This window comes from Microbacterium sp. LWO12-1.2, from assembly GCF_040675875.1.
Taxonomy (GTDB): Bacteria; Actinomycetota; Actinomycetes; order Actinomycetales; family Microbacteriaceae; genus Microbacterium.
The window spans coordinates 1,188,630-1,206,559 of sequence record NZ_JBEGII010000001.1 but is presented as its reverse complement, the minus strand read 5'-3'; the positions used below and the strand labels follow the sequence as shown (position 1 = coordinate 1,206,559).

17 protein-coding genes and 1 tRNA gene are annotated in these 17,930 nt (G+C 67.2%); 5 read left to right on the top strand and 13 right to left on the bottom strand.

Annotation, left to right across the window (positions count from 1 at the left end):
- Positions 1–25: 25 nt before the first annotated feature.
- Positions 26–619: a TetR/AcrR family transcriptional regulator gene (locus tag MRBLWO12_RS05710; protein WP_363553536.1), complete on the top strand. Its 594-nt coding sequence runs from the start codon at positions 26–28 to the stop codon at positions 617–619.
- Here the strand turns inward: MRBLWO12_RS05710 and MRBLWO12_RS05705 are convergent.
- Genes MRBLWO12_RS05705 through pdhA form a run of 3 tightly spaced genes read right to left on the bottom strand, consistent with a single transcriptional unit; the run spans position 612 to position 4,092 of the window.
- Positions 612–1,967 carry a dihydrolipoamide acetyltransferase family protein gene (locus MRBLWO12_RS05705; RefSeq protein WP_363553534.1) on the bottom strand — a complete coding sequence of 452 codons (1,356 nt, stop codon included), beginning with the start codon at positions 1,965–1,967 and terminating at the stop codon, positions 612–614. The genes MRBLWO12_RS05710 and MRBLWO12_RS05705 overlap by 8 nt on opposite strands.
- Positions 1,964–2,974: an alpha-ketoacid dehydrogenase subunit beta gene (locus tag MRBLWO12_RS05700; protein WP_363558536.1), complete on the bottom strand. Its 1,011-nt coding sequence runs from the start codon at positions 2,972–2,974 to the stop codon at positions 1,964–1,966. Before MRBLWO12_RS05700 ends, MRBLWO12_RS05705 begins: the two co-directional genes overlap by 4 nt.
- Before the next feature lie 2 nt (positions 2,975–2,976).
- On the bottom strand, positions 2,977–4,092 hold the full coding sequence (gene pdhA, locus MRBLWO12_RS05695) for a pyruvate dehydrogenase (acetyl-transferring) E1 component subunit alpha (protein WP_363558534.1): 1,116 nt from the start codon (positions 4,090–4,092) through the stop codon (positions 2,977–2,979).
- A 169-nt stretch (positions 4,093–4,261) separates the two neighbouring features.
- On the opposite strand from pdhA, the gene MRBLWO12_RS05690 reads away from it, so the two are divergent.
- Positions 4,262–4,735, top strand: coding sequence for an Lrp/AsnC family transcriptional regulator (locus MRBLWO12_RS05690; protein ID WP_141872064.1), 474 nt, complete (start codon positions 4,262–4,264; stop codon positions 4,733–4,735).
- Here the strand turns inward: MRBLWO12_RS05690 and MRBLWO12_RS05685 are convergent.
- Complete coding sequence (locus tag MRBLWO12_RS05685) at positions 4,707–5,606, bottom strand: alpha/beta fold hydrolase (protein ID WP_363553532.1); 900 nt, start codon at positions 5,604–5,606, stop codon at positions 4,707–4,709. The two genes, MRBLWO12_RS05690 and MRBLWO12_RS05685, sit on opposite strands and share 29 nt — an antisense overlap.
- 67 nt (positions 5,607–5,673) lie before the next feature.
- Here MRBLWO12_RS05685 and MRBLWO12_RS05680 point away from each other — a divergent pair, with 67 nt between their 5' ends.
- Complete coding sequence (locus MRBLWO12_RS05680) at positions 5,674–6,393, top strand: 3'-5' exonuclease (protein WP_363553530.1); 720 nt, start codon at positions 5,674–5,676, stop codon at positions 6,391–6,393.
- A 16-nt stretch (positions 6,394–6,409) separates the two neighbouring features.
- Here MRBLWO12_RS05680 and MRBLWO12_RS05675 read toward each other — a convergent pair whose 3' ends face one another.
- The 5 genes from MRBLWO12_RS05675 to MRBLWO12_RS05655 form a co-directional block, all read right to left on the bottom strand.
- Positions 6,410–7,654: a hypothetical protein gene (locus tag MRBLWO12_RS05675; protein WP_363553528.1), complete on the bottom strand. Its 1,245-nt coding sequence runs from the start codon at positions 7,652–7,654 to the stop codon at positions 6,410–6,412.
- Positions 7,655–7,936: 282 nt separating this feature from the next.
- Positions 7,937–8,956 (bottom strand): YihY/virulence factor BrkB family protein, encoded by a 1,020-nt coding sequence (locus MRBLWO12_RS05670; RefSeq protein ID WP_363553526.1) that lies wholly within the window; start codon positions 8,954–8,956, stop codon positions 7,937–7,939.
- Positions 8,953–9,381 carry a hypothetical protein gene (locus tag MRBLWO12_RS05665; protein WP_363553524.1) on the bottom strand — a complete coding sequence of 143 codons (429 nt, stop codon included), beginning with the start codon at positions 9,379–9,381 and terminating at the stop codon, positions 8,953–8,955. Before MRBLWO12_RS05665 ends, MRBLWO12_RS05670 begins: the two co-directional genes overlap by 4 nt.
- 243 nt (positions 9,382–9,624) lie before the next feature.
- Positions 9,625–9,698 (bottom strand) — tRNA-Ile (locus tag MRBLWO12_RS05660).
- A 30-nt stretch (positions 9,699–9,728) separates the two neighbouring features.
- On the bottom strand, positions 9,729–10,265 hold the full coding sequence (locus tag MRBLWO12_RS05655) for a gamma carbonic anhydrase family protein (RefSeq protein WP_363553522.1): 537 nt from the start codon (positions 10,263–10,265) through the stop codon (positions 9,729–9,731).
- Between the two features lie 140 nt (positions 10,266–10,405).
- Here MRBLWO12_RS05655 and MRBLWO12_RS05650 point away from each other — a divergent pair, with 140 nt between their 5' ends.
- The gene (locus MRBLWO12_RS05650) at positions 10,406–10,891 is read left to right on the top strand and encodes a Dps family protein (protein WP_363553520.1); all 486 of its coding nucleotides are present in this window, start codon (positions 10,406–10,408) and stop codon (positions 10,889–10,891) included.
- A gap of 63 nt (positions 10,892–10,954) precedes the next feature.
- On the opposite strand, the gene MRBLWO12_RS05645 is transcribed toward MRBLWO12_RS05650, so the two are convergent.
- From MRBLWO12_RS05645 to MRBLWO12_RS05630, 4 genes are read right to left on the bottom strand one after another with little or no spacing between them, the layout of a single operon-like run.
- On the bottom strand, positions 10,955–12,460 hold the full coding sequence (locus tag MRBLWO12_RS05645) for an amidohydrolase (RefSeq protein ID WP_414685444.1): 1,506 nt from the start codon (positions 12,458–12,460) through the stop codon (positions 10,955–10,957).
- A gap of 38 nt (positions 12,461–12,498) precedes the next feature.
- Positions 12,499–13,497, bottom strand: coding sequence for an Fpg/Nei family DNA glycosylase (locus tag MRBLWO12_RS05640; RefSeq protein ID WP_363553518.1), 999 nt, complete (start codon positions 13,495–13,497; stop codon positions 12,499–12,501).
- Position 13,498: 1 nt separating this feature from the next.
- Positions 13,499–13,984, bottom strand: a complete 486-nt coding sequence (locus tag MRBLWO12_RS05635; RefSeq protein ID WP_363553516.1) for a ribose-5-phosphate isomerase — start codon at positions 13,982–13,984, stop codon at positions 13,499–13,501.
- 40 nt (positions 13,985–14,024) lie between these two features.
- Positions 14,025–15,209, bottom strand: a complete 1,185-nt coding sequence (locus tag MRBLWO12_RS05630; RefSeq protein WP_363553514.1) for a ferrochelatase — start codon at positions 15,207–15,209, stop codon at positions 14,025–14,027.
- A 124-nt stretch (positions 15,210–15,333) separates the two neighbouring features.
- On the opposite strand from MRBLWO12_RS05630, the gene pepN reads away from it, so the two are divergent.
- Positions 15,334–17,886, top strand: a complete 2,553-nt coding sequence (gene pepN, locus MRBLWO12_RS05625) for an aminopeptidase N (protein WP_363553512.1) — start codon at positions 15,334–15,336, stop codon at positions 17,884–17,886.
- Positions 17,887–17,930: the final 44 nt, after the last annotated feature.

The following is a 17,930-nucleotide window of genomic DNA, read 5'->3' as shown; positions in this document are numbered from 1 at the left end:
TTCAGGTTAGCGAGGATTAACTGGAATGACAACCCCGACGACTGCCAGGGACCGCGCCAAAGCCGAGCGCTCCGATGCGATCCTCCATGAGGCCGCGCGTCTCTTCGCCGCGCGCGGATACAACGGCGTCAGCCTCGAGGACATCGGCGCAGCGGTCGGCGTCTCCGGACCTGCCGTCTACCGGCACTTCGCCGGAAAGCAAGCTCTCCTCGGCGCCGTGCTGGTGAAGGTGAGCAACGACCTCGTCACCGGTGGGACAGTCGTCGCCGCAGCGTCTGCAGAACCCGAAGAGCGGATGCGGTCGCTGATTCGCTTCCATGTGGACTTCGCCCTCGGAAATGCGGAGGTCATCCAGGTGCAGGACCGGGATGTCGCCCATCTGTCCGATGAGGATCGCGCCGAGGTGCGTCGGTTGCAGCGCACCTACATCGAGGTGTGGATCGAGGCCCTCGCGCCCCTTCTGACGGCTACGCCCGAAGAGCTGCGGCTGCGGGTGCAGGCGTGCTTCGGCCTGATCAACTCGACCCCGCACAGCACGCGGGCGACCACCAGAGCGCACACCGCCACCGCGACCGTGCTGGCCGCGATGGCGGATGCCGCGTTGCGCGCCGCTACCTGAGCAGCATCGCGCGACCGGGCTGCTCGAGCACGTCGGCGACGTCCTTGAGGAATCGCGCGCCCTCGGCACCGTCGACGAGACGGTGGTCGAACGAAAGGCTCAGCGTCATCACCTGACGCAGCGCGATCTCGCCGCGGTGCTCCCACGGCTGACGACGCACCGCACCCACCGCGAGAATGCCGGATTGACCTGGTGGCAGGATCGGTGTTCCCGCATCGACACCGAAGACACCGATGTTCGAGATCGAGAATGTCCCCCCGACCAGCTCAGCCGGAGACGTCTTGCCCGCACGCGCCGTCTCCGCGAGGGACTTGAGCGCCTCACTCAACTCGACGAGCGAGAGACGATCCGCATCCCGGATGTTCGGCACGATGAGACCGCGCTCGGTCGCGGCTGCGATGCCGAGGTCGACGTAGTGGAACTGCACGATCTCGCCTGCGGCCTCGTCCCAGTGCGCATTGAGGCCGGGAGTGCGGGACAGCGCGAGACAGACGACCTTCGCGATCACGGCGAGCGGACCGATCCGGTGTGCAGCGAGCGCCCGATCTTCTCGGAGCCCGGCGAGGAGATCCATTGTCTCCGTGACATCGACCGTGTGGAACACCGTGACATGGGGAGCCGTGAACGCGCTGGCCACCATCGCCGCAGCAGTGTGCTTGCGCACGCCGCGGATCGGGATCCTCGTCTCGCGTTCGCCCGGCGTCAGCGCGGCAGCGGTCGCGGGGATGCCAGGTGCCGAGGGCGCCGCCGCCGGCGCTTCACCGTGGCTGGAACCGGTGCGCTCGGCGTAGGCATCCACGTCGTTGCGGGTGATCAGGCGATCGCCGACGGCAGCAGCGACCAGCACGAGATCGATTCCGAGGCGCTTGGCATGGGCGCGCACGGGAGGCGTCGATCTGGGCCTCTCGATCACCTGCTCGACGCTCGCGGACGGCACCGCGTCGTGCGGCGCCGCTTCGAGCACCGCGGTGTCCGCTGCGGACCTCGCCCCCGTGCTGCGACGTGCGCGGCGGGCGGGACGACCGGTGGCAGTCGGTGCTGCACCGTAGCCGACGAGGTTCGGCTGCGCCTTCTCCTCGGCGTCCGGCGAAGGAACCTCGTCAGTCTCCCCCTCCACATCGAAGGCGATGAGCGGTGCGCCGACCGCGACGGTCTCGCCCGCGTCCGCGTGCAGTGTCGACACGGTGCCCGCATACGGCGACGGCAGCTCCACGACCGCTTTGGCGGTCTCGACCTCGGCGAGCGTCTGATTCAGCGTCACTGCGTCGCCCGGCGCGACCAGCCACTGCACGACCTCCGCTTCCGTGAGACCTTCTCCGAGGTCGGGCAGTCGGAACTCGGCGATCATGCGTCCACCTCCGTGAGGCTGTTCGGCCGGTCGAGCACGCGATCCACCGCGTCGAGAAGACGATCGAGGTCAGGCAGGTGGAACTTCTCCAACTTCGCGGGCGGGTAAGGGATGTCATGACCGGTCACCCGCAGCGGTGCGGATTCGAGGTACTCGAAGCAGCGCTCCGTGATGCTGGCGATCACTTCGGCGGCGACGCCGGCTTCCCGCGACGCTTCGTGAGCGACCACGACTCGACCGGTCTTGCGAACGGAGGCCGCGACCGAGTCGTAGTCGACGGGCGAGAGTGAGCGCAGATCGATCACCTCGATCGAGATGCCCTCGTCGTCCGCAGCTTCCGCTGCTTGCAGCGCGGTGCCGACCATCGCGCCGTACGTGATGAGTGAGACGTCGTGACCGGTTCGTACGACACTGGCCAGCCCCATCGGCGGAGCATCCGCCAGCGAGGCATCAAGGTCGACCTCGCCCTTGTGATGGTAGAGACGCTTCGGTTCGAAGAAGATCACCGGATCGTCGCAGGCGATCGCCTGGCGAAGACTCCGATACGCATCGGCCGGGTTCGACACCGCGACGACACGGAGACCGGCGGTGTGCACGAAGTAGGCCTCTGGCGACTCCGAGTGATGCTCGGCCGCGCCGATCCCTCCGGCCCACGGAATACGGATCGTGATCGGCATCTTCACCCGCCCCTGGGTGCGGTAGTGGAGCTTGGCGACCTGGGCGACGATCTGATCGAACGCCGGGTAGACGAATCCGTCGAACTGGATCTCGACGACCGGCCGGTAGCCGCGGAAGGCCAATCCGACCGCAGTGCCGACGATTCCGGACTCCGCGAGCGGTGTGTCGATCACGCGCTGGGCACCGAACTCGTCGAGCAGTCCATCGGTGATGCGGAACACGCCACCGAGCTTCCCGATGTCCTCGCCGAGCAGAACGACCTTCTCGTCATCCCGCATCGCCCGTCGCAGGCCGGCGCCGAGTGCCTTGCCCAGAGTCATCTCCCCCATGCTCATGCCTCACCTTCGAAGCCGGCCAGGTACGCGGCGTACTCGTCGCGCTGGCGGTCCAATCCGGCGTGCGGCTCGGCGTAGACGCCGTCGAACACCGCGAGGGGCGCTCGCGTGACCATGGAGAGGCAGGCCGCACGCATGTCCTTGGCGACGACGTCGGCAGCCGACTGGATCTCCGCCAGCTGCGACTCGTCGAGTTCACCGATGCTGCGGAGGTGAGCGTCGAGACGCGCGATCGGGTCGCGGCGACGCCACTCCTCGAGCTCCGCCTCGTCGCGGTAGCGCGTCGGGTCATCAGCCGTGGTGTGGGGCCCCATCCGGTACGTGACGGCCTCGATGTATGCGGGCCCCTTGCCCGCCCTGGCATGATCGAGCGCCCATCGCATCGCCGCCATGCAGGCCAGGACGTCGTTGCCGTCGACACGAAGACTCGGAATGCCGAAGCCCGGCGCGCGCCCGGCGATCGGGTACTGGGACTGCAGTGCGACCGGCTCGGAGATCGCCCAATGGTTGTTCTGGCAGACGAAGACCACCGGCGCCTGGTACGAGGCGGCGAAGATCATGGCCTCGTTGACATCACCCTGGCTGGTCGCACCGTCGCCGAAGTAGGTCACTGCGACCTCGTCGGCGCCGTCATGACGGATGCCGAGCGCGTAGCCGACGGCGTGCAGGGTCTGGGCGCCGATGATGATCTGCAGCGGCGCGACGCGCAGGGCGGCAGGATCGTGCCCCGCTCCCTCCTCCCCGCGCCACATCCGTACGAAGTCTCCCGGCTGAGCGCCGCGGGCGTAGATGACACCGGTCTCGCGGTAGCTCGGGAAGACGTAGTCCTGGGGGGCCAGCGCGCGGGCCGTCCCGATCTGCGTCGCCTCCTGCCCCTGACACGGGGCCCAGAGGCCGAGCTGCCCCTGACGCTGCAGCGCCACGCCCTCGGCGTCGATGCGGCGAAGGATCACCATGTCGCGCAGAAGAGCGCGCAACTGCGCGGCGTCGATGTCGGCGACGTAGGGGTCGAGGTCGGGGTGCGCGACGCGGGTTCCATCCGGAGCCAGGAGGCGCTCGGTGAGCTCCAGGTCCTGGGTCGAATCGGCGATGGGCGTGATCTGCGGTGACATCATCGTCCTCCAAGTCTCAGCGGCCCCGAAGGGCTGTGCGCGCTGCACCCGGCATCATCACCGGCGTGGTCTGAGCGTACGTCTGCTGAACACCTCGCTCAAGCAATTGAAGTGGGCTTGAGCATGTTGCTCAATTTTGAGACATCAGCCCCTGCTAAGGTTTGGCACTATGCCTGGACTGGACCGCATCGATCTCGAGCTTCTCGCCGCACTCGCCGACGATCCCCGCATCACGATCGTCGCTCTCGCGGAGAATCTCGGTCTCTCGCGCAACACGATCCAGGCGCGGATGGCCCGGCTGGAGCAGACAGGTATCTTCCTCTCGTACGAGCGCTCCTTCGCGCCCGAGGTTCTCGGCTTCCCGCTGCAGGCCTTCGTCAGCATCGGAGTCCGCCAGACCGAGCTCCCCCGCATCATCAACGAGCTCGCACGCATCCCCGAGGTCGTGCAAGCGCACGGTCTGAGCGGATCCATCGATCTCCTCGCTCGTGTGGCCTGCCGCGACGCCCGTCATCTGTTCGACACGGACGCGCGGATCCTCTCGATCGAGGGCGTCGAGCGTACAGAGACCTCGCTCGCGATGGGCGAGGTCATCCCGTTCCGGGTCGCCGGACTCATCGGCCTCGCGCGACGGGAATCCTGAGGAATCGACGGATCGCCCCGGCGGCCTCCGCGGGGGTCTCGTAGTGGATCAGGTGACCCACGTGAGCGATCTCGACGAGCGATGCATCGGAGAACCGCTTCGCGAGGGTGCGCTCCGCCTCGATCGGGGTGATGTCGTCCCGCTCCGCGGCGACGAGCAGCGTGGGGACGTCGATCTCCGAGGCGAACTCCCTCACATCGTGCGACACGCTCGCCACGAACGCGTCGCGCAGGACGTCACGGTCGGAGAACCGCGAGAAGTAGGTGTCGTGCTGGTCGTGGATGAAGCGGCGCAGCGCCGGATCCTTGGTCTTCGCCATGGTGATGCTCATGACGCGCACGATCACCCGATTGCGCAGCAGCGCGGTGCCGAGTCGTTCGGGGAGACGCGCACCGAGCGCGTAGTAGAGCACGGCGAGCCGCGTCATCAGCCCCTTGGGGCCTTCCAGCGCCGGGGCGCCGATCGGGTTCATCAGGATCAGTCGTGGCGTTTCCAGCCCCCCGGCGACGGCCGCAGCCGTGACGATGGAGCCGAAGGAGTGACCCAGGATGACCGCCCCGGGGGCGACCGTCCCTGCGAACTCCGTCAGCCACTCGGCATAGGCATCGAGATCATGCGACTGGCCGGGCAGAGGTGAGGTTTCACCGAATCCGGGCAGGTCTGGCGCGATCACGCGTGCTTCGGGGAGGAAAGCGAGCACCGGTTCGAGCCCATGATGCTCACCTCGGAAGCCGTGCACCGCGATCACGGTGGTCTCCGCGTCCTGCGGACCATAGACCCAGTAGGCAGTCACACCCCCTGACACCTCGACCTCGTGCCGCTGAACGGGCAGACGGCTCAGGCGGTCAGCGTAGGGGGAAGGCACGGTCATGCATCGAGTCTACGGAGTCGCCGTGTGCCTTCCGCTGGATGTCGGCGGCTCGTCCTACCGTGAAGGCATGGCGCCTGCACCAGACCTCCCCGCCTGGCTCACCCGCGTCGGCGTGTTCGACCTCGAGACCACCGGTGTCGACGTCACCGCGGATCGGATCGTCACCGCGCACGTCGGGGTTCTCGATGCGAACGGACGACAGGTGGCGGCTCGCTCCTGGCTCGCCGATCCCGGCATCGCCATCCCAGAAGGTGCGACCGCAGTCCACGGCATCACGACCACCCACGCCCGCGCGCACGGCCGGCCGGCCGCGGAGGTCGTCGCCGAGGTGACCGGTGCACTCCGCTCCCTCCTCGCCCAAGGAGTACCGGTCGTGGCATACAACGCGTCCTATGATTTCTCCTTGCTCGCCCACGAGGCGGTGCGTCACGGAATCGAACCTCTGACCGACCCCTCGCCGATCATCGATCCGCTCGTGATCGACAAGGCCTACGACCGCTACCGCAAGGGCAAGCGCACACTCGAGGTCGTCGCGGCGCACTATGCGGTGCCGCTCGAAGGCGCACACGAGGCCTCCGCCGATGCGATCGCAGCCGGACGCGTGGCTCAGGCGCTCGCTCGGCAGTTCGTGCTTCCGCAGTCGCTCACAGAACTGCACACCCGCCAGGTCGGCTGGGCTCGATCCCAGGCGGAGAGTCTCACCGAGTACTTCATCAGCGTCGGACGCCTCGAGCCGGAGGAGACACTCGACGGCACGTGGCCCGTACGACCGCACGCTCTTCAGTGACGGCCCTTCAAACCCGTCAGACAGTGCATAGCCCCGAATCCCGGAAGTTCACGAAGTCCGCATGGCTCTGCGGCGTGTCTCCGCCGTAGTAGCCGGCCGCCGAGCCGACATTCGAGGAGACGACGGTGTTCTTGTAGTAGAGCGTCATCCCGTTCAGGAAGTAGTGGTTGCGCAGGGGCTTCGCCGTGGCGGGCACGGAGGCATAGGTCTCCGCGACGCCTCCACCCTCCCGGTAGGTCACCCAGGTGCTTCCGAGCAGCACGTCGGCGTAGTCGTTGTTGGGGCTTCGGAAGCCGATCGCTGATTGGGCGTTCGTCGTCACGATGCTGTTCTTGAACCACAGCGTGGTGCCGTTCAGGAAGTATTTGTTGCCGATCGGGGTCGCCGCGGCAGGAACCGCGGAGTACGTCTCGTAGACGCCGGTCCCTGCGTACGTCGCCCAGGTGCTGCCGATGAGGACGTCGGCATAGTCGGTGTTCCCGCCGTGCCAGCCGCGCGCGTTCACCACGGACGTCGACACGACGGTGTTCTTGAACCAGAGGGTGGTTCCGTCGAGGAAGTAGTTGTTCTCGAGCGCCGTCGCGGATGAGGGTACTGACGCGTAAGTCGCGCTCACCGAGTTGCCCGCGTAGCTGACCCATCGACCGCCCACGTAGGCGGAGGCGTAGTCACCGTCGTTCCCGTGGAACGCGATGGCCTCTGCGACACCGGTGGCGACCACGAGCCCTCCGACGTTGCGATCGTTCCCCCAGTACAACGTGTTGTCGGCGAAGAAGTAGTTGTTCCCCAACGGCGTCGCCGAGGACGGTACATTCGCGAACGTCGTGTTGCGATCGAGGCTCGTCAGTCGATAGTTCTGCCAGGCGGTGGGGGTGCCCACTGCCCCGGTGATCGTGACCCTGGCCGTGGTGATGATCGACTCGGCGCTGGCGCTCACCGTGTAGATCCCCGTGTTGGCGGGTGCCTGCAGCGCCGTGAGAACGACTTCGCCGGTTCCACTGCTGGTGAGGACGCGCGCGCTCGCGGTGCCATCCGTCCAGGTGAGTCCGTCGGGCAGCGTGACCGTCACAGGAACCCCTGCCGCCGACAGTCCCCCGCGGGTGACGGTGATCGCGACGGATGCCAGGGTCGCGCAGCCCGCGCCCGTGTAGGACGTCGCACCGAACGCCAGCTCGAGGTCGCCAGGAATGGATGCCGCCGCCGCGGGAGTGGCGACCGCGAGAGCAATCACCGGGAGCGACCAGGCGGCTGCTCGGATCATACTGCGGCGACTTACCTCAGCAGTCTCGATGCGCTCGATCATGTCGGACGACCCCCTCCGGAGCCTTCAGCAACTCACGCGCCGGGTTACGCGCTCGTCAGAATGACTCGATATGTCGGATAGACGCTACCGAGCGTGCACCCACCGCTGGAAGAGCGCGGACGCTACGCCTTCGTTGCGCCGTCGAAATCCTTGCGGTGACAGGGATGACGGCGATGCTTCGCCGACAAGCAGTTCTGTCGCGCCGTACTTGGGGATGAACGGAGGGACTGTTCCTGTCCGTCAGCTGGAGGTGTCGTCCGAGTGACGACGGATCTCCCTGGCCTCGCGGACCTCGTCCGTTGCCCGCTGCTGCTTCGCCTCCACCTGGGTCGTGTCACGCAACGGCAACTGCACACGGTACTCGGCGGGCTCTCCCGCGCGCAGCTCGCGCGCTCGCTCCACTCCGGCATCGAACTCGACCCCCAGCACCAGCGCCAGGTTCGCGATCCACAGCCAGAGCAGGAAGATGATCGCGCCGGCGAGCGGACCGTAGACGCGGTCGTAGTCCACGATGGTCGAGACATAGAAGCTGAAGAGCGCCGTGGCGATGAGGAGCACGAGGATCGCCGTACCCGCGCCGAGACTGACCCACCGGAACTTCGGATGCTTCACGTTCGGCGCCCGGTCGTAGACGAAGGCGACCGCCGCGACGACGAGTGCCGCAAGGAGAGGCCAGCGGATGATCTGCCATCCGATGAGAACCGAATCCCCCAGCGAGAGCGCATCCCCGATCGCCGATGCCACCGGCTCAGTGAGCGTCAGCACAGCCACAGCCGCCCAGATCGTCGCGAACAGGACGACGCTGACACCGAGCTGCATCAGCTTCAACGCCCAGCCGGGCCGCCCCTCGTCCACACCGTAGATCCGGTTCATACCGCGTCCCAGCACGGCGATGTAGCGAGCACCCGCCCAGATCATGAGCGCGAGACCTGTCGCCAGTGCCAGCCCGGCGATCGAGGAGTCGGCCAGCGCATCCACGAGCGATGCCAGGCCTTCCGCGACCTCCGGCGAGGCCACCGTTCGGGCGACCTCGAGCACGAGCCCCACGGTTTCAGACTCCTTCCCGAGGAGACTCACGACCGACACGATGACCATGATTGCGGGGATCAAGGCGAGCAAGGCGTGGAAGGTGAGACCGGCGGCGATGTCGCCCGTGCCGTCTGCACCGAACTTGCGGAGCACGCTACGCGCGACGAACCTCCATGATCGAGCGTCGAGGTCGTTCGGTGACGGCTCGTCCTCGGTGGTGGCTTCACTCATGTCGCGACGACCCCATGGCGCGTCGGGGTCACGTCGAGCCCCTCCGCATCGATCCAGCGCTGCCAGCCGTCACGGACATTCCCGTCCCACCCGTCACCCCAGACGAACCGGCTGTCAAACGTTCCGATGAGCACCTGACCATCGCGCATCTGACGCGCCTCGTACTCACCGCCATCGAGCCGCACTGTCCACGTCCATCGGGAAAGCTGCTCCACCTCCGACATCGGCACACGGATCACGTCGACCACGTCCGGACGGTCGACCGACAGCTCGGTGGTCCCGGCGGGCACATCCGCTCGGCGAGCAGTGACATAGTCGTCGGGGGCGCCGAAGGTGCCGGCGCGCGCGATGGTCAGGAGTGCGACCTCGACACCCGCGATGTGGCCGAAGAGCCCCGGTGGGTGCGCCTTGCTATGTTCAGTCATCGTCTTCCTCGTCGCCCGGCCGGCCTCCGCCCGCGTTGGATGCTGATGCCGATATCGCGGCGGACACCCCTCCATTCCACCATGAGCGCCCCGCAGCCACGCCATCCGTTGGTTCCGCCTGCACGGGGCGACGGGGCGAATGCATGATCGGCGAGTCGCCGCTGCTGCGACCATGAGCCACACAGGCCTCTTGAGGAATCTCCGACAGTCCGCATGCTCACGCGGCTACAGAGGGAGGATGAGTGGGGCGGGTGGGACTTGAACCCACGATCGTCGGGTTATGAGCCCGCTGCCTTGACCAGCTTGGCCACCGCCCCGTGTGCACCCAGCTTATCGGTGGACGCGCATCAGGCTGGCGTCGCAGCGCTGTGCGTCTGCAGGTGCGTCAGGTAGATGTCGGCATTGGCGACGAGGCCCGCCCGCTCCTCGTCGCTGAGCGCACGGCGAACCTTTGCGGGCACGCCGGCGACCAACGAACCGTCGGGTACCTCAGTGCCGCCGAGGACGACTGCTCCCCCGGCGATGAGGCACCCGTCTCCGATCACGGCGCCGCTGAGGATGACGGCGCCCATACCGACCAATGAGCCGTCGCCGATCGTGCACCCGTGAACCACCGCGTTGTGACCGATCGACACCTTCGCACCGACCACGACCGGGTGGCCATCATCGACGTGCAGCGAGACGTTGTCCTGCACGTTGCTGTCACGACCGATCACGATCGGCGCCGAATCCGCGCGCAGCACGGCGTTGTACCAGACGCTGACCCCCGGAGACAGGGTCACGTCGCCGACGACACGCGCGCCCTCGGCGACGAAGGCGTCATCGGCGATGGACGGGGTGCGATCGGGGAGGGCGAGGACGGACGCGCCTGCTGCGATGGTCATGAGGCGAGACTATCCTCACATCGCCGGAAAACCGCGGGATTCCGCGCGTGTAAGTGGAGCCTCAGCTTGCTTGCGGAATGTCTGAGCCTGAGTAGCGTTGTCTTCATCAGGTAAGAGAAGGCACCACGGAGGAGCACAAGATGAGCAAGGCACAGACCGTTTCCACCACCGCCAGCGACCCGACCGTGGCGGCTGCCGCAGCGCAGTTCCTCTCTCCGGTCGTTCTGGGTCTCGAAGCACTCACCGTCAACGGCAAGCAGGCCCACTGGCACGTCCGCGGCGCGAACTTCATCGGCGTCCACGAGCTGCTCGACACGATCGTCGCCCATGCTGGTGACTTCGCCGACACGGCTGCGGAGCGCATCGTCGCTCTCGGCCTCCCGATCGACGCGCGACTGAGCACCGTCGCCGAGAAGGCCGGCACCAGCGCAGTGCCCGCAGGCTTCACGCAGTCGGACGAGCTCGTGCGCGCCGTCATCGCCGACATCGACGCGATCCTGGTCGACGTCAAGGCCGCGATCGACGGTCTGGACGAGGTCGACCTCACGAGCCAGGACGTCGCGATCGAGATCATGCGCGGCCTCGAGAAGGACCGCTGGTTCCTCGTTTCGCACATCGCTGCGTAAGACCTCGCGGCATCGAAGGGGGGGGGCATCGGGATACGTCCTGATGCCCCCTTCCGCGTCTCCTCAGGCGGTGTGGGTGACTCGGCCTGCCAGAACAGTCGCCATGACCGGCATCCCGCGCAGCTCCGACCCCGTCGATGTCTGCGGGTTCAGGCCGCACAGCACGATGTCTGCAGGCTCACCCGGCCGGATAGATGACCGCACACTTGCCTGCAGCGCCTGGTCGACGCTCACGCGCTCCTCCGGATGCCATGGCTCGCGCTCATCGTCCGTCCGAGACACCGCTGCCGCAATCGCACGCCAGGGATCGAGCTCTGCGACCGGCGCATCCGATCCGAACCGCACCTCGGCTCCGGCAGCGAGGAGTGAGGCGAGCGGGTACCCGATCGCTGTCTGCTCGGCCCAGTGCCGCTCGACGAGGTCGCGGTCGTCGAGCGCATGCTGCGGCTGCACACTGGCGCTCACGCCGAGCCGCGCGAATCGGGCGAGATCGGCGTGACGCACGAGCTGAGCATGTTCGATCGTGCCGGTTGCGCCGCTCACGGTGAAAGCGTCGAGAGCAGAGGTGGTCGCTCTGTCGCCGATCGCATGCACGGCCACGCTCAGTCCCGCGCCGGTCGCCGTGACAAGTGCCTCGATCAGGGCATCGCGCGGGACGTTCAGCACGCCGAAGTTCGCCGGGTCTCCCGGGTAGGCGTGCGAGCAGGCCGCGGTGCGCGTCCCGAGCGATCCGTCGGAGATGATCTTGAGGGGCCCGACCCGCACGAGTCCGCCCCTCGCGGACGGGTCGCCCTCCGGTTCGAGCAGTTCTCCGGTGCGCAGGCCCGCGGCAATCGCCCTGTCCAGATCGAACGGGTACACCGCGAACTCCACGCGATGTGCGGCGAAGCCGGCTGCGATGCGGCGCGGCCACGCCTCCGCGTTCCAGGCCATGTCGAAGTCGACGAGTCCGGTGACACCGCGGGAAGCTGCCTGCTCTCCCGCCTGCTGCACCGCACGATCGCTGTGAGCGGGATCCACGGCGTTCAGACGCCGCGAGATCTCGAAGGCGTCTTCCTCGCGAAGAATCCCGTCGACGCTGTGGAATCCCTCGCGTCGAAGCGCGGCAGAGTTCAGCCACACGCTGTGCACGTCGGCATTGATCAGGTACGTCGGCACGTCACCGGTCGCGGCGTCCAGGGTAAACAGATCGGGTGCGTCGCTCCACAGGGCGTCACGGTAGCCGCTGCCCACCCGACGACCGTCCGCCAGCGGCGCGACATGCGTCATCCGGCGTGCGGCCTCCGCGGCAGATACGACCAGGCCGAGCGGCTCGCGCTCTGCCGCCAGTGCCCATTGCACGGTGTGGACGTGGTTGTCCCACAACCCAGGCACCGCCCACGTGCCGTCCGCGTCGAGCACCTCCCCCTGCGGTCGGAGAGTGCCAGTCGGCGCGATGTCGACGATGTGCCCCTCCGCGATCTGGATGTCGACAGGTTCATCGTCGAGGAGGAACTCGCGGCCGGGGCCGCCGATGCGCACGGCACGGATCATCGCGATCGGCTCGCTGGACGGGGAGTTCTCACGCATGTTCTCAGCCTCGGGTCGACGATTCGGAACGGGTGCGGTCACGCCTGGCAGCGCGGGCACCAGTAGAGCTTGCGGGCGCCGATCTCCTCGAGCGCGATCTCGGTGCCGCACACGCGGCACGGGAGTCCGGCGCGGTGGTACACCCAGTGCCGGTCATCGCGGCTCGCCATCGCGGCACGGTACTCGTCCGGAGACAGGTCATCCATCGTCATCATCTGCCCGGTCTCCACACCGATCGCGAGCAGCCGTACCCAGTCGCGCCACAGCGCGCGCACGGTCTCTTCGCGCACATCACGCCCTGGTGTGTGCGGATTCAGGCGTTGCCGGAAGAGCATCTCCGCGCGATAGACGTTGCCGATCCCGCTGACGACCGACTGGTCCATCAGCAGGAGTGCGATGACGGTCTGCTTCTTCGCGACCGCGCGGACGAAGCGTTCCTCGTTCTCGGCAGGATCGCCCACCAGCGGGTCCGGGCCGAGCTTGGCGACGGTCGCGAGCATCTCTTCCGGCGTCTGGAGCACGCAGGCGGTCGGACCGCGCAGATCTGCTGCCGTGATGTCGGTCAGCAGTCGCAGACGCACCTGCCCCACCACCGGCGGTGGCCACTCCATCCCCTCATCCACCAGACCTCTGGTCTGCTCCGACATGCGCACGTGCACGCGCGTGCGCCGGGGAGCACCGATGGAGGCGAGCGAGTTCTCGCCGGCATCATCAAGGATCGGATCATCGAGATCGGTGCCGCGCTGGTTCGTCTGCCCCATGCGTCCGTTGGCCGAGGCGATGGTGGGGTCGACGAGGATCTCCCCCGCGAAGTCCCACGCGCCGTAGAGCCCGAGGTGCACCCGCAGCCACAGATCGCCCTCGGTCTCGAGGAACATCTGCTTTCCGACGGCCTGCACGCTGACCGCGGCGCGGCCGTCGAGGACGGCGGCACCCTCCGCGAAACGTCCTTGAGGGCTCGACGCCGACAGCGTCTTTCCGATGAAGTTGCGATCGAACTGCCGCGCGATCCGATGGACGGAATGGCCCTCAGGCATGTCAGGCCCGCGGATCCGGGAGCAGCGAGCCGTCGCGTTCGAAGTCGGCGATCTGACCGATGCGGCGCACGTGACGCTCGTCACCCGAGAACGGCGTGGCGATGAAGCGGTCGATCAGCGCGATGACCTCGTCGAAGGTGTGTTGACGAGCGCCGATCGCGATCACATTGGCATCGTTGTGCTCACGGGCGAGTTCTGCGGTCGACAGGTTCCAGACGAGGGCAGCACGGATACCCTCGACCTTGTTCGCCGCGATCTGCTCGCCGTTCCCCGAACCTCCGAAGACGATGCCGAGCGCCTCGACGCCGGCCGCCTGGTCGCGCACCACGGCCTGTGCCGCGCGAATGCAGAACGCGGGATAGTCGTCGACCGCGTCGTAGACGATCGGGCCGTGATCGACCACGTCATGCCCGGTGGCGCGCAGATGGTCCTGCAGCTGCGTGGAGAAGTCGAGACCGGCGTGATCGGTGGCGATATGGATGCGCATGGCTACCATCCTAGGATCGGTGCGCGCCACGGATCGCGCCTCAGGGCGCGACGCCGGCAGCGGCGGGCTTGAAACCGGCGCGGATGTTCTCGCAGCACCCCGGTCGGCAGACATCGAAGCCACCGGGAAGTGCGGTGACGTGCGGCCGCTCTGCATTCGGAACACCCTGCAGACGCTCCTGGATGAGGTCGACGATGCCGGCGACGAAGGTCGGAGAGACGCCAGGAGTGGGAGTGCGGGTGAAACGGAGTCCCGCCTCCTCCGCCGCCTCAGCTGCTTCGGTGTCGAGGTCCCAGAGCACCTCCATGTGGTCGCTCATGAATCCGACAGGAACGACGGCGACGGCCTTGCGTCCGCGGCCTCCGAGCTCGCCGATGACATCGCACACATCGGGCTCGAGCCACGGCTGCGACGCAGGGCCGGAACGGGACTGGTAGACGAGCTCCCATGACACATCGGCCGCGGCGGGAATGGACTGCCGCACCTGGCCCATGACCCATTCCGCGACGGCGAGGTGCTGAGCCGCGTACGCACCGCCCTCGCCCCAGTCGATGTCGCGTGCTCCTGAGCGCTCAGCGTCGGCGGTCGGGATGCTGTGGGTGGAGAACAGGATCTGGATGTCGGCAGCGGCGACGCCCTCAGCGAGGAAGCCCTCGATCGCTTCACGCACGCCGGTCTCGAACGCGTCGACGAATCCGGGGTGGTCGTAGAAGGGACGGATCTTGTCGATGGTGACCGTGTCCCCGAGCCCCGTCTCCTCGAGCACGCGTGCGAAGTCCTCGCGATACTGGCGGCAGCTCGAGAAGGAGCTGTAGGCGCTGGTGGCGAAAGCGAGGAGAGTGTTGTGCCCGCGCTCGGACGCCTCGACCACGACCTCTTCCAGATACGGAGTCCAGTTGCGGTTGCCCCAGTACACCGGAAGGTCGATCCCGCGCTTCGCGAGCTCGCCTTCGAGGGCTTCCTTGAGCACGCGGTTCTGCCCGTTGATCGGACTGACGCCGCCGAAGTGACGATAGTGGTGCGACACCTCTTCCAGCCGCTCGTCGGGGATCCCGCGGCCGCGCGTGACGTTCCGCAGGAACGGGATGACGTCGTCCTGACCCTCCGGTCCGCCGAATCCGGCGAGCAGGATGCCGTCGTATGCGACGGGCGTCGTCACGAACGGCTCACCGCTCGCGGCGGCAGCAGAGGCAAAGGGAACGAAGTTCGGCTCGATCGCAGTCACTCCCCCATCCTTTCACCTCCGCGGAGTGAAGGCGCGCGTCTGCCTGGCGTAGGCTGTCATGGTTGCCGTAGGCGCCAACTGCGCCAATCCCCGGTGACGTCCCCTCACCCCTGGGAGTACAGCTGTGCCTGGAGAGAACCTCACACGTGTCGAAGCGCAGGAGCGCCGCGACGTCATCGACACTCAGTCGTATGAAGTCGCACTCGATCTGACCAAGGGTTCCGAAGTCTTCGGCTCCCGCAGCGTCGTCCGCTTCACCGCGACGCCGGAGAGCTTCACGTTCATCGACCTCATCGCCCGCGAGGTCCGCGAGATCTCGCTGAACGGCGAGCAGCTGGACCCGAACGAGGTCTTCGCCGACTCGCGCATCGCACTCAGCGGCCTGCAGGCCGAGAACGTGCTCGTGGTCGACGCGGATTGCCTCTACACCAACACCGGCGAGGGGCTGCACCGATTCGTCGACCCTGTCGACGACGAGGTCTACCTCTACTCCCAGTTCGAGGTTCCCGACTCTCGACGAGTGTTCGCGGTCTTCGAGCAGCCTGACCTGAAGGCGACGTTCCAGTTCACGATCACCGCTCCTGCGGCGTGGAAGGTCGTCTCCAACTCCCCCACGCCTGAGCCGATCGTGCACGACGACGACTCGATCGCCACCTGGGGCTTCGAGCCCACGCCGCGCATCTCCTCGTACATCACCGCGCTCGTCGCCGGTCCCTACGAGTCGACGTTCTCCGAGCTGACCAGCGCCTCCGGCCGCGTCATCCCGCTCGGCGTCTACGGACGCAAGAGCCTGTGGCAGCACCTCGACGCGGACTACATCTTCGACAAGACACGCGAGGGCTTCGCCTACTACGAGTCGAAGTTCGGTGTCCCGTACCCCTTCGCCAAGTACGACCAGCTCTTCGTCCCCGAGTTCAACGCGGGCGCGATGGAGAACGCCGGAGCCGTCACCTTCACCGAGACCTACGTGTTCCGCAGCAAGGTGACAGACGCCGTCAAGGAGCGCCGGGTCGTCACGATCCTCCATGAACTCGCGCACATGTGGTTCGGTGACCTCGTCACCATGAAGTGGTGGAACGACCTCTGGCTCAACGAGTCGTTCGCCGAGTGGGCATCCACGATCGCCACGGCCGAGGCAACCGAGTGGACCGAGGCATGGACCACGTTCAACGCCATGGAGAAGACCTGGGCGTACCGCCAGGACCAGCTCCCGTCCACGCACCCGATCGTCGCCGAGATCAACGACCTGGAGGACGTGCAGGTCAACTTCGACGGCATCACCTACGCCAAGGGCGGATCGGTACTCAAGCAGCTGGCAGCCTGGGTCGGCATCGAGGCGTTCTTCGCCGGGGTCTCGCAGTACTTCCAGAAGCACTCGTGGGGCAACACCGAGCTCAGCGACCTGCTCGTCGAGCTGGAGGCCACCAGCGGCCGCGACCTCAGCACCTGGTCGAAGAAGTGGCTGGAGACCGCGGGCGTGAACACGCTCGAGCCGGTCATCGCCGATGACGCGAACGGTGTCATCTCACGCTTCGCCGTGACCCAGACCGCGCCTGCGGACTATCCGACGATCCGCCCGCACCGCCTGGGGATCGGCTTCTACACGCTCGCCGACGGCTCACTGACGCGCACGTACTACGTCGAGGTCGATGTCGACGGCGACCGCACCGAGGTGCCGGAGTTGCAGGGCATCGCTCGCCCCGACCTCGTGCTGCTCAACGACAACGACCTCGCCTACGCGAAGATCCGTCTCGACGAGAAGTCGCTCGCGACCGCGATCGCGCACCTGGCCGACATCAACGATCCGCTCGCCCGCTCGCTCGTCTGGGGTGCAGCCTGGGACCAGACCCGCGATGCCGAGAGCGCGGCATCGGACTACATCGATCTGGTGCTCGGCAACATCGGCCGTGAGACCGAGTCGACGACCGTGCGCACGACGCTCGCGCAGCTGCGCACCGCCGTGAACCTCTACGTCGCCCCGGAGCAGCGCGCCGAGGCGCGTCTCAAGGTAGCGGATGGCCTCTGGGCACTCGCCGAGTCTGCTGCTTCCGGCAGCGACAGCCAGCTGCAGTTCGTGACCGCGTTCGCGAACTCTCTCGTCACCCCGGAGCACGCCGGCATCATCGGTCGCCTGCGCTCGGGTGAGGAGACGCTCGCCGGACTCGAGATCGATGCAGACCTCAGTTGGCAACTGCTCGTCGGTCTTGCCACGATCGGCGCCACTGACGCTGCGACGATCGACTCCGCCCTGGCCGCCGACAACACGGCCAAGGGTGGCGAGTTCGCCGCACAGGCGCGCGCAGCCCTGCCCGACTCCGCGTCGAAGAAGGCCGCGTGGACGTCACTGATCGAACGCGATGATGCGCCCAACACGATCGTCCGTTCCGCCGCGCTCGGCTTCGTGCACCCGGCAGGCGTCGACGTGCTCGCCGAGTTCGTTCCGGCGTACTTCGACATGCTGCTCCCGATCTGGGAGTCGCGAAGCTACCAGATCGCGCAGTACCTCGTGGTCGGCCTCTTCCCGACGGCGCTGGCGAACGTCGCACTGCGCGATGCGACCCGTACCTGGCTGTCGACGAATCAGGACGCCGCGCCCGCGCTGCGCCGTCTGGTGCTCGAGAACCTGGCCGACGTCGAGCGCTCCCTCGCTGCACAGTCCCGCGACGCGGACGACTGACACGCCGCGCCTCGTCGATCGGGCCTCTGCGCGGTGCATCCAGC

Coding starts and splice junctions, on each gene's coding strand:
- MRBLWO12_RS05710 (WP_363553536.1), top strand. CDS start 26: ATGACAACCCCGACGACTGCCAGGGACCGCGCCAAAGCCGAGCGCTCC.
- MRBLWO12_RS05705 (WP_363553534.1), bottom strand. CDS start 1,967: ATGATCGCCGAGTTCCGACTGCCCGACCTCGGAGAAGGTCTCACGGAA.
- MRBLWO12_RS05700 (WP_363558536.1), bottom strand. CDS start 2,974: ATGGGGGAGATGACTCTGGGCAAGGCACTCGGCGCCGGCCTGCGACGG.
- pdhA (WP_363558534.1), bottom strand. CDS start 4,092: ATGTCACCGCAGATCACGCCCATCGCCGATTCGACCCAGGACCTGGAG.
- MRBLWO12_RS05690 (WP_141872064.1), top strand. CDS start 4,262: ATGCCTGGACTGGACCGCATCGATCTCGAGCTTCTCGCCGCACTCGCC.
- MRBLWO12_RS05685 (WP_363553532.1), bottom strand. CDS start 5,606: ATGACCGTGCCTTCCCCCTACGCTGACCGCCTGAGCCGTCTGCCCGTT.
- MRBLWO12_RS05680 (WP_363553530.1), top strand. CDS start 5,674: ATGGCGCCTGCACCAGACCTCCCCGCCTGGCTCACCCGCGTCGGCGTG.
- MRBLWO12_RS05675 (WP_363553528.1), bottom strand. CDS start 7,654: ATGATCCGAGCAGCCGCCTGGTCGCTCCCGGTGATTGCTCTCGCGGTC.
- MRBLWO12_RS05670 (WP_363553526.1), bottom strand. CDS start 8,956: ATGAGTGAAGCCACCACCGAGGACGAGCCGTCACCGAACGACCTCGAC.
- MRBLWO12_RS05665 (WP_363553524.1), bottom strand. CDS start 9,381: ATGACTGAACATAGCAAGGCGCACCCACCGGGGCTCTTCGGCCACATC.
- MRBLWO12_RS05655 (WP_363553522.1), bottom strand. CDS start 10,265: ATGACCATCGCAGCAGGCGCGTCCGTCCTCGCCCTCCCCGATCGCACC.
- MRBLWO12_RS05650 (WP_363553520.1), top strand. CDS start 10,406: ATGAGCAAGGCACAGACCGTTTCCACCACCGCCAGCGACCCGACCGTG.
- MRBLWO12_RS05645 (WP_414685444.1), bottom strand. CDS start 12,460: ATGCGTGAGAACTCCCCGTCCAGCGAGCCGATCGCGATGATCCGTGCC.
- MRBLWO12_RS05640 (WP_363553518.1), bottom strand. CDS start 13,497: ATGCCTGAGGGCCATTCCGTCCATCGGATCGCGCGGCAGTTCGATCGC.
- MRBLWO12_RS05635 (WP_363553516.1), bottom strand. CDS start 13,984: ATGCGCATCCATATCGCCACCGATCACGCCGGTCTCGACTTCTCCACG.